At 61.2% G+C, this 10,289-nt stretch carries 9 protein-coding genes; all 9 read left to right on the top strand.

Annotated elements, in window-relative coordinates; translation table 11 throughout:
• Window positions 1–636 precede the first annotated feature (636 nt).
• A complete protein-coding gene (locus tag VLU25_12690) occupies window positions 637–888 on the top strand; it encodes a hypothetical protein (protein HSR68787.1) in 252 nt (83 codons plus the stop codon).
• Window positions 889–958: 70 nt separating this feature from the next.
• The gene (locus tag VLU25_12685; protein ID HSR68786.1) at window positions 959–1,846 is read left to right on the top strand and encodes an ArdC-like ssDNA-binding domain-containing protein; all 888 of its coding nucleotides are present in this window, start codon (window positions 959–961) and stop codon (window positions 1,844–1,846) included.
• A gap of 159 nt (window positions 1,847–2,005) precedes the next feature.
• Window positions 2,006–2,650, top strand: a complete 645-nt coding sequence (locus VLU25_12680) for a recombinase family protein (GenBank protein ID HSR68785.1) — start codon at window positions 2,006–2,008, stop codon at window positions 2,648–2,650.
• Between the two features lie 178 nt (window positions 2,651–2,828).
• Window positions 2,829–3,467, top strand: a complete 639-nt coding sequence (locus VLU25_12675) for a ParA family protein (protein ID HSR68784.1) — start codon at window positions 2,829–2,831, stop codon at window positions 3,465–3,467.
• Entirely contained in the window at window positions 3,460–3,903 is a 444-nt protein-coding gene (locus VLU25_12670; protein HSR68783.1) for a hypothetical protein, read from the top strand. Before VLU25_12675 ends, VLU25_12670 begins: the two co-directional genes overlap by 8 nt.
• A 300-nt stretch (window positions 3,904–4,203) precedes the next feature.
• Complete coding sequence (locus VLU25_12665; GenBank protein ID HSR68782.1) at window positions 4,204–4,434, top strand: hypothetical protein; 231 nt, start codon at window positions 4,204–4,206, stop codon at window positions 4,432–4,434.
• 107 nt (window positions 4,435–4,541) lie between these two features.
• Window positions 4,542–5,153: a helix-turn-helix domain-containing protein gene (locus VLU25_12660; GenBank protein ID HSR68781.1), complete on the top strand. Its 612-nt coding sequence runs from the start codon at window positions 4,542–4,544 to the stop codon at window positions 5,151–5,153.
• A 2,073-nt stretch (window positions 5,154–7,226) separates the two neighbouring features.
• The gene (locus VLU25_12655) at window positions 7,227–7,994 is read left to right on the top strand and encodes a hypothetical protein (protein ID HSR68780.1); all 768 of its coding nucleotides are present in this window, start codon (window positions 7,227–7,229) and stop codon (window positions 7,992–7,994) included.
• 24 nt (window positions 7,995–8,018) lie between these two features.
• Window positions 8,019–10,289, top strand: a 2,271-nt coding sequence (locus tag VLU25_12650) for a hypothetical protein (protein HSR68779.1), incomplete at its 3' end; no start/stop codon positions are given.

Below are 10,289 nucleotides of genomic sequence, written 5' to 3'. Positions count from 1 at the left end.
GCGGCGAACCCATCTCAGCCCGCGACATCGCTCAGGCGATGGGGCGGGAAGGCGGCAGCAAGAGCACTCCGGCCAAACGCCGGGCCAGCCGCCTGAACGGTCGATTGGGAGGGAGGCCGCGCAAGAAAGGCAAGGGGGAGGCAAGCAAACCTAGAATCCGGGTGAGTCCCTAACGGACCCGCCGGGTGCGACCAACACCCGACGAGCCCTGACCACCCCCAACACACGAGAGGTGTTGAAAATGGCGCACTGTTGACGCACTCCACGCGTCTCTAATTTCAACTCCCCTGAGCAGTCCGAAATACCTTCCTTTTTGCAGCTTACATCCTACGGCCGCGCTAGGCGGTCAAGGTCGCAAGCGGCTGCGGGGGAGGATTAACGGCTTCCGCTCTTTCGGCCTGACGGCTCGCTCCCTATCGCTCGCTCTTTCGAGCGGACCCTCCGCGAATCCTCCCCCTTCGCCGCTTCCCCCTTCAGTCAGGGGTTGCTCCCTGTGAGCCTCCAAGCGCAGCGGATTACGAGTGCTTCGCCGCTCGCCGCTGGGCAGAAGGTGATTTCGTTCAATGCTCGGAAAGGACAAGACGGGAACGGTTCCCTCACGACCCTACCGGGCACGGACCAGGGAGTTGAAAACCCATGGCTGAAAAGAAAGCACCCACGCCTGAGACCACCATCCGCATCGACGCGGTTCGCGCCGCCATATGGAAGCGGGAGACCCGGCACGGCGACCGCCATCACGTCACCTTCAATCGCCTTTACAAGAACGGACAGAAGTGGGGCTATGCCCGCACCTACGACCGAGACGATTTGCTCACGCTGGCCAAAGTGGCCGATCTGGCCCACTCGAAAATCTTCGAGCTTCAGCAAGCCCAAAGCAAAGAGGACTGAGAGCGCCGTTTTCCGGGTCCGCCTGCCAAACGGGCGGGCCTGGAAGAGCGGTTTTCGGAAGGAGCCGATCATGAGCAAAGCCTATCAAGTCATCACCGATCAGATCATCGAGCTTTTGGAGCAGGGCACCGTCCCCTGGCGGCAGCCCTGGATCTCCGTCGCCCCTCAGAACCTGATCACCTGCAGGGCCTACCGGGGCATCAATCCCTTCATCCTGGCCTGCCGGGGCTTCTCCAGTCCCTTCTGGCTGACCTTCCGCCAAGCCAAGCAACTGGGCGGATCGGTCCGAAAGGGCCAGCGCTCCGCGCCGGTCGTCTTCTGGAAGATCCACAAGAAGGAAGACGAAGAAAGCCAGGAGGAAGCGCAGACGGTTAGCGTGCCTGTCTTACGCTACTACCGGGTCTTCAACGTGGAGCAGTGCGAGGGGTTGCCCGAGGAGAGAATCCCCGTCATCGAAGAGCGCGAGTTTGCTCCGCTGGAGATCGCCGAGAAGATCGTAGCCGGCATGCCCGGCCCGCCCGAGATCCGGCACGGCGCCACCGCAGCCCTTTACCTGCCGGCCAAGGATCGGGTAGAATTGCCCCGGCCAACCTGTTTCGAAAGCTCCCACCAATATTACTGCACCCTTTTTCATGAGCTGACCCATGCCAGCGGATCGAAAGGCCGGCTGGGGAGGCTGGGCGGCAAGACTCCGGCCCCTTTCGGCTCGGCAGACTACAGCCGCGAGGAGCTGGTAGCCGAGATGGGAGCCGCCTTCCTGTGCGGCGAGTGCGGCATCGAGCAGAGCACCTTGGAGAACTCGGCCGCCTACATCTCCCACTGGCTCCAGCGCCTCAAGTCCGATCCCCGCCTGGCGGTGATCGCCGCCGCTCAGGCTCAAAAGGCCGCCGATTTCATCCTGGGCCGTCATCAGCCAAACGGAAAGGAGAAAGCCCAAGCCACAGCGAAAGCCGTCTAAAACGGCCTGCGAAAAAAGCGAAGTAAGCGAATAAAGGCGGCTTGGGGCGTCAAAAGCGCCGCAGCCGCCAAGAAGATGACAATACGGGGTGCGGGCCAAGCGGGTGTTGAAGCACCCGCCAGGCCCTAAATCACCCCAAGCCTGACAGAGAGGTTTGAGATGACCTGTTTGAATTCTAGCACTGCACCAGTACCCGCCCTTTTGCCGGCCGCCCAATCAACGCGAGCGGCCCTTTATCAACGATCCACAGAAAAGAGCCGAAGAGAGGAAACCCTAGAGGTCTTGCGCCGCTTCGCGCGGCTGCGAGGCTGGAAGATCCAGGGCGAGTACTGCGATCAGAAGGCCTCCCGTGAGCGTCCAGCCTTGGGTTCGCTTCTGGAGAAGGCCACAGAGGGCCGCTTTGAACTGGTCCTCATACAGGCCTTGGAGGACTTCGGTCCCAGCCTGGGCCGGGCGATCCTGACGCTGGAGAAGCTGGAACGCGCGGGCATCGCCTTGGTCAGCCTGGAGGAGGAGCTGGACACGACGCCCGGATGCGAGGAGGTCCTGCCCGGACTGATCCGGGCATTGGCGATCTTCGCCCGCCGGCGTTCCTATCGTCTGCGCAGAGGCATCCGGAGGGGTGTGCGACGGATGCAAGAGGAGGGCAAGCCGGTGGGGCGCCCCTTCAAGGAGGTTGACGTCGACAAAGTACGCCGCCTGTCCCGAGAGCGGAAGCTGAGCTATCGGGCCATTGCGCGAATCATGGGAATCTCCGCCTCCAAGGTCTGCGAGATGCTCAAAGAGGACGACGAGAACGACTAGCCTCTCTCTGACGCCCGGCAGACTGCCAAAAGCCTGGGACGCCCATTCGGGTGTTCCAGGCACTGGCTTCCGACGACGGTCAAGGTTGCGGATGGTCGCGCGCGGTTGGGCGGCGCAGGGTTGTGTAGCGTAGTGTAGGATATGATTTGGTTTGGTAGGGAGTAGAAAGGAATCCAGGATGAAGACGATTGTGGTAGCCGGAGAAAAGGGAGGAGTGGGCAAGTCGACCGTGACAGTCCTGACGGCTGACTGGTTGGCCTACCAGGGCCAGAGCGTGAAGATCACCGACGCCGATGTCAACGAAACCACCCGCAAATGGGTCGATTATTGCGCCGAACTGGGACGCAGCGTCTCCTCCCACCAGGGCGACTACCACCTGATCGACACTGCCGGGCGCACCGGCAGCGGCGTCAGCTTCTTGCGCAAGGCCGACCTCATACTGGCCCCCTTCCAGCCGCTGACTGCGGACGTCGACCGCCTCATTGACTGGTTTTTGATGACCAACGCCCGCATTCAGCGCTGCGTGGCCTTTATCCCCAACCGGCTGCGGGCCGCGGGCCTGACCATCGAGCAGCAGCAGGGACTTGTCCAGGTCCAAAAACTGATCGAATCGGAAGGAGCCGGCCACCTGCTGCCCGGTCTCATCGAACGGCTGGCGGTTTATCCGCCCTTGCTGGGCGGAAGCGCTGAGAACTTCTTCGCCGTCTCGGAACCCGACCCCCGCAAGGCCCGGAGCCTGGTCAAGGCCCAAGCCGAGTGCGATCAGCTCTTTCGCGAGGCCTTGGCGCTGCTCACCGAGGAGAAGGTTCATGCGTGACTTTCACGCCGAACGCCTCAAAGGCGGCAAAAGAGGAAAGGCCGGCGAAACCGGCCAGCCGGCCAAAGTCGAGGAACATCAGAAAAGCCCCCGCGATGTCCCCGAGACATCGCCCTCGGCCTCGGTCGGCTCCCGCTTTCCTCATACCGTGAGGATGGCCTTGACCGCCGACCTCTACGGCACCCTGCAGGAGTTGCTCTCCAGCGCTCACGCTGCCGGCAACTACCGCTACACCAGCCTCGCCGCGCTGGTCCGCGCCGCCTTCCGCGCCTATCGGGACGGGGCGCCGCTGACCGCAGGCGTCGCTTCCGGCCCCAAGAGGCACAGCACCTTGCAGTTGGACGAGGACCTCTACGCCGCCTATCAGAAGCTGCCTGCGCGCAAACGATGGGAGATTCTGGAACGGGCTGTCCGAAGCTTTCTCAAGACGCTGTGAAGCAGCCCCGAAACGTCTGCATGCGGGTCGGTGCGGGTGGCCGCGTCGTGTTCGAAAACCTCTAACGTTAATGGACAGTTATTTGCCGGAGCCCTTAACCACGGCCCCTTGTCTGGTCTAGGATGATTGGGCCAATTGAGCTTGCGCCTCAATTGGATGCTCACGGCTGCGGGGACGACGGGGAACGATGATGGCCACCCGCAGCCGGATTGATCTAACCGCCAACCGGCCAGCGGCCGCGCCGGGTGCGACCAACACCCGACGCAGCCTAGCCATGAACACTCGATAGGAGAGTGATCGATGACCGAGACCAGTGTAACCTCCCCGCCCAACCCTTTCACCGTTGCCCTAAGCGACGAGGAGTTCGAAAGCATCGGCTCTTGCGCCTCCTCGCTGCATTCGGCCTTGCACAAGACCCCTGAACTGGACGCCAACGAGAAGCTCGATGTCGTAGCCGTAGCCAGCGCCACGCTCAGCCGCGTAGTGGCCGCGGTCAACGAGCGTCTCAGCGACGAACTGCACGGCGACTGAGGGACCCCTTCCATCTCCCACCGCGGCCAGTCTCCAGCAAGAACCAGTCCGGGGCCTGGCCGCCGCCTCGACCTTCCTCTTTCACGGCCCCTCAGAAAGGAAGCCGCATGCCTACCGATCCCGTTAACGACTTTGTGGTTTCCACCATCCGCCGCATCCGCATCGAGAAGGGCATCAAGGTGGAGACAATGTCCAAGCACACCGGGATTCCGCTCGGTTCGTATTCGTGTCTGGAGACGGGACGCTACCGGATGAGCCTTGAGAACCTCTTCAGGATTCTGCACGTGCTGGGAACCGACATCCATCAGGTCTGGCCGGGCGAAATCACGACCTGGGCACATGTCGATGAGGAATTCATCCGCGAGTGGATCGCAAAGGCCAGAGCGCGCCAGCCGCCCATGATCGAGCTTGAGGACATCATAGAAGCGGTGTGCGCCACCTATGACGTCACGCCCGAGGATCTGTGTTCGCCTTCGCGCAAGCGCATCCTGGCCGAGGCCCGCATGGTGGCCGCAGTTCTGGTCAAGGAAACGGCCTATCTGGCACTGGTGGATCTGAGCCGGATCCTGAAACGCGACGTCTCCTCGCTCAGCCACTCGCTGAAGCGGGCGCACAACCGGATGTTCTGGGACCGGCTACTTCGCCTCCGAATCCGGGCGGCACGAAGGCGCCTGAACAACCTGCTACGGGCCAAGTCCAGGCGACATAAGGAGGAATAGCCGGGCCCCGTAGTGGCGAATCGATCCTGCTCATCGTGAGTTAAAAGTTCGCTGGCACCTGCTAGTCAATGCTCGCACTCGCATTCTCTGCCACAAAGTAGGGGCCTTTCCCTCTAAGTAAGCCCGGCAAATTGCCTTATCTAGGGCAGCTCTCAGGCTGTCTCCGAGCTTGAGTAGGGCCGTCACCTTTCGCTTATCGGACTCTGCGTGGCCAATCCAATCTGGGATATAAGACAGTGTGCGGATTCCTGAGTCAAGCCCCCATAGTGGATAGCGGAGTTTTGGCCTAAGTTGTCTCAGCGTGTCCTGGGCGGCCTCCGCCCTTGATCTCCAGGTTTGATGGGCCTGTCCGCCTTTGGCCTTCTTGGTTCGTATGGCACTGCGGGCGATTACCTGATGGAGGGCCTCGCCAAGCTCCAAAATCATTTTCTCAAGATAACTTCGGCGCGCCATTCTTCGCTGGATGGCCTGTTGGGACCACCAGCTGAGAACAAGGTTCACTATCGAGGCCAGAGCGGCGATCGATGCTGCTAATAAGATTGCGACTTCACGACTCATGGTTTTCTCTATAACTCCTCTAGGCTTGACTAATTCATTGAGATATGGTTGAAGGCTTCTTGACTGCAACCACGCAAATCAAGTAGCATCTTAGTGTGGCCTCGGTGCCCATCATGCTTGACTGGGCTTTCCGCGTACTGTAAGCGCTATGATGCCTGCATGACAAGTTGAGAAAGCGTCAAGGCAAGGTTGGATCTACTTTCCATGCGACGCAGGGGAATCAGATGCCTAGGCGTTCCCCTGGAGAGGAGGTCCGGCCGCTAGGCACGGGCGCCGAGTATAATAGGCTCTCATTCAAAGTACCCTCCCCCTCCGTGCCTCCAGTGCCGAGATACACTTGTCCTTACTTCAGTCATGCGATATAGTTATCTCGTCCCAAGAGGTGGACGGACGCAGCCAAGCCGGTATGAGGGTTGGCTGGGTCGGTTGACCGGAAAAAGGGCCCCCAGGTTCGCCTGGGAGCGCGAAACCGGCCTACCGGGGAAACCGGTCCTTCGGGAACGGATTCCGAAGCCTCGCGAAAGGCAAAGCGGCTTCGGCCGCAGCGCCGGAAACGAGAGCGACTCCAGTGATCGTCTCCTGCTCCTTCGGGAGCGGGGCCGTCGATTGCATTTATCGAAGGAGTTCAGTTCTTTTCAACGCGATGTTGGGAAGGAAGCGTCGCTTTTTCCTTCAACATCTTTACAGGCGAGTTGAGAATTCGGCTCCTTTGAGAGCGGTTCGCCGGAATGCCTTCAAGGTTATCGGGTTTGCCGTCGGCGCCTAGGGGCGGAAGTCAAGGATTTCTTCGGGTATCCAGAGCTTCCGTTCTGCTTGAAGCGCCGAATTGGCGATGCGACTACGACTGGACATCACTTGGGACCTTTTCTCGAAGAGCCCTCAGGTCGGATGCATGCTCCTCGCCCAGTCTCACATCCTTAACCCCAACCCACATCTCCACACTAGCTCATCCTTCATCAGCATATTTGCCAAGGCCCCAATCCGAGTGGCCACGCCCACCAAGAAACCAGCTCCTCTATCTGTTCTCAAGTTGCGAACTCGGTAGGAGCCGAGGACTTCCTGGAGTTGCTTCGTATCCTGGGCTTTGCGAATCGCCGATTTTCATTGATCAGCGCCTTTCCCTCCCGTGTCGAATCGTAGTGATGCGAGCAGATCTATCCGATTCCTATTCTCCGCTCAAGGTGCCATGCCACCGCCCGCTCGATGCCGTAACCTCCACGGGACTTCGTGGATAAAAGGCCTTTATCTTCAGGCAGGGCTCGATCTCAAGCCGCAGAGACCCGAGGAGTGGTTTCAGCATCCCGAAGTGCTCTAATTTCTACACGCGTATTCGCATTTAGCCTTCATAATTCGACTATAAAACAAAGTAATAAAGAAAAATCGTTGACAGCCCATGACTGTCTTGCTAGGCTGAACCTGTCTTAAAACGCAAAACAATTTCCTACAGTTGCAATAGCGACAGCTCTTGGCCCCGTGCGCCCAAGTGGCGCAATTGGGGCCTGCGAAGGGGAAGCTATGCGGTCGGAAACATTGATCTTATTCGCGGCGGTCTGGATGACCGGGGCTCAGGTGACGGTTGCTCAAAACCCGGAGGCTGAGGCCCGCCAGTTGCTGATGGATTCGCTCCAGGCTCACGGAGGAGCGGACGGAGCCGCCAGGGCGCGGCAGATCGTCTTGACGGGCACGGTTCGCAGCCGGGTGGCAGGAGGCGGCTTCGCCGAACGCTCCTTCCGCATCCACGCCGGAGGACGGGGAGCTTTCCGGGCCGAGTTCTCAGCAGACGGGTTTACGCGCGTGTACGTCAGCGACGGCGAACTGGCTCGCGTTTCGCAAAACGGCAAGCGCAAAGGTCTCAAGCTGTCGATCTCGGCCAACAGGCTGTTTCCCTTCTTTCCGCTGAACGGTCTTTTCGCGGCCCTGACTGGCAATGAACTGCGCCCCCTGCGGCGCGACGATTCCACCGATGTGCTTGCTGCCGAGTTCGCCTATCTGGATGCCCGGCCCCACATCCCCCGCAGCCGCTCCCTCCGGCGGCGCTACCGGGTGGGAGTCGATCCCGAAAGCCTACTGGTGTCTTCTATGACCCTGTTCAGCTCCTACGGCGAGCGTTTCGTGCCCGAGGAGCCGGCGGAGATCGTCGAATACACGGACTACCGGTTGGTGGACGGCATTCCGGCCCCGTTCTCGGTGCGGGTGCTGCTTCCTGGCGGTTTCCTCGAAAGCGAGTACTTGGTCGACTTGGTTGAGTTCGTTCTGGACGATCCCGACCTGAGTCTTCCCTAGCTGCGAGCGGAGATGGAGATGAGAATGGAGAGAAGAACTCACTACAAGAAATGCGAAGGCCCCGGCCTAGAGCTCCTGAGGACATCGGCTCAGGAAAGCCGACACCGGGTCAATTCTCTTTTCAGGCTGCTGGCCGCGGCCCTTCTTCTTCTGCTGCTTCCCCACAGCCTGCAGGCCCAGGACCCGGACGATTTGGTCACGACCGGCAACTCCACCGGGGTGGAGGCATTTGGCTCCTACGCGGGGCTTCGCGAAAACGTGAACCTTCAAAACCGCAACCTCAACGTCGTAATCCCGCTCTTTACGCTGACGGGCCGCAACGGATTGAGCTTCGCCGTGGCGGCCAACTACAACGCCATCACCCGTCAGTGGGAGGAGGAGCAACGCCCGGACGAAAGCATCCGCTGCGTCTACCGTCCCCTGGCCAACACGGGCAGCGACCGGGTGGAGATCGAGCTGGCGCCGTTTTTGACCTACGAGGAAGGGGCTCAAGCCGATCCAGACGGCATGGTGCCGGCGAACGCCCCCCGCCACAACCGCTACGTGCTGCGCGAGATGGACGGCACCCGGCACGAGTTCCGCAACGCGGTGCGCGAAGAGGACCTGCTCGACGTCCCCACCGTGGACGGCGCCGAGCGCTTCCGCTCCACCGGATCCACCCACATGAGCCTGCAGGAGCTTCCCGGGACCGCGCCGGTCAAGGGCAGCACCGACGTGGAGATCTTCACGCCTGGCGGACGCCGGCTCTTCTTCGACCGGGCTTCCGGTGCCTACCAGATCGAGAGCATCACGGACAGCAACGGCAACCGGATCACCTTCCAGCACTCCGCAGGGCAAGTGGTCAGCGCAACCGACACGCTGGGGCGGGAGATCAGCCGCCAGATCACGGTCGTCAACGGGGTGCTGACGCGCACCGAGATCTTTTACCTGACCTCGTCGGGACAGCAAGTCGAATGGGCGCTTGAGCGCAACGTTCCGGCGGCCGGGCAGGACACGCTGACTCTTCCCGGCGGCTTGAAGCACGTCTTTCACTACGGGCCGACCCCTGTGTTCTCCGATCCCTGCGGGCAGGGCATTCTGCTTACCAACACGCGCCTGACGCGCATCGACTATCCCTCGGGCGGCTGGGTGGAGTATGACTGGGGCGTCTTCCCCGCCGCCAATCCCACCATGAGCGTGCTCACGGCGGTGCGCCGCTGCGATCAGGCCGACGGCGTCTGCTCAGCGTCCGAAGAGGCCGTCTGGACCTACGATCAGCCCGCCGGCGGTCCCGTTATGCGCACCCGCCCGGACGGCAGCCGCTCCGAGCACGAGTTCGGCATAGTAGCCGGAAGCGGGCTGCGCGAGCCCCATGAGCTGACGAGCCGCTTTTACGACGCCGACGGCACGTTGCTGCGTACGGTCGAAAACGCGTGGGAGGAGTTCAACCGCGATCCCAAGGTGGTTGAGGTCAACGAAACACTGCACAGTATCTCGGGCGCTGATCAAGTGCGCCGAACGGAGACGGTCTACGACCGGACCGGCTATGTGATCCAGAACGGCTCGGGCACCTTCATCGAACAGGCTTCGCGCGGCAACGTGGTTACGGTGCGCGAATCCGACTGGGGCGGCGGCGCAGCGGGTCCGCTGCTGAGGAGAACCGAGAACCAGTATCTGAGTTCCTCGGCCTACGGGCACGAATCGTCGGTCCATATCCTTAACCGGGTGACCCGCAGCCAGCTCTTCAGCGGCACCGGCGAGCTGGCCGCGCAAAGCGACTTTTTCTACGACGAGTATAGCTCCTTCAATGGCTTCATCCGCTCGCTGATCGGGGTCTCGACGATCCAGCGGGCGCCGGGCTACGGAACGGGCACGACGCTGCGCGGCAACCTGAGCCGGCGGGTCGACTGGCTCGATACGGGAGCCGATCCGGTCACGCTCTTCCGCTACGACACGGCCGGCAACATACGCCAAGTGCGCGACCCCAATGAAAACATCAATACGATGTCCTATACTTCCGCCACCCAGTTCGCCTACATCGCCACAATGACCAATGCGCTGGGCCATGTGCAGAGCTTCACCTACGACTACAACAGCGGACTTCTTCGGGGGCTAGGCAGCTTGGCAGCATTGACCGACAGCAACGGACACACGATGTCGATGATCCACGACATTCTGGGCCGCACCGTAAGGATCAACTATCCCGACGGCGGGGTGGAGCACCGATACTTTTCCGATCTGCAGCCTTCGGCCCTCCATCACGAGACGGGCCAATCGGTTTTCCCCGGGGGGACGCAGCTGCCGCTGAGAAGCAAG

The sequence above is a fragment of the Acidobacteriota bacterium genome (assembly GCA_035471785.1).
In the GTDB taxonomy this organism is placed as follows: Bacteria; Acidobacteriota; UBA6911; order RPQK01; family DATIPO01; genus JANQFM01.
The sequence above is the reverse complement of the archived record's forward strand: the minus strand, read 5'-3'. Positions and strand labels throughout refer to the sequence as shown.

Bases quoted from the DNA above. Each gene is read 5' to 3' on its own strand.
- VLU25_12690 (HSR68787.1), top strand. From the start codon at position 637: ATGGCTGAAAAGAAAGCACCCACGCCTGAGACCACCATCCGCATCGAC.
- VLU25_12685 (HSR68786.1), top strand. From the start codon at position 959: ATGAGCAAAGCCTATCAAGTCATCACCGATCAGATCATCGAGCTTTTG.
- VLU25_12680 (HSR68785.1), top strand. From the start codon at position 2,006: ATGACCTGTTTGAATTCTAGCACTGCACCAGTACCCGCCCTTTTGCCG.
- VLU25_12675 (HSR68784.1), top strand. From the start codon at position 2,829: ATGAAGACGATTGTGGTAGCCGGAGAAAAGGGAGGAGTGGGCAAGTCG.
- VLU25_12670 (HSR68783.1), top strand. From the start codon at position 3,460: ATGCGTGACTTTCACGCCGAACGCCTCAAAGGCGGCAAAAGAGGAAAG.
- VLU25_12665 (HSR68782.1), top strand. From the start codon at position 4,204: ATGACCGAGACCAGTGTAACCTCCCCGCCCAACCCTTTCACCGTTGCC.
- VLU25_12660 (HSR68781.1), top strand. From the start codon at position 4,542: ATGCCTACCGATCCCGTTAACGACTTTGTGGTTTCCACCATCCGCCGC.
- VLU25_12655 (HSR68780.1), top strand. From the start codon at position 7,227: ATGCGGTCGGAAACATTGATCTTATTCGCGGCGGTCTGGATGACCGGG.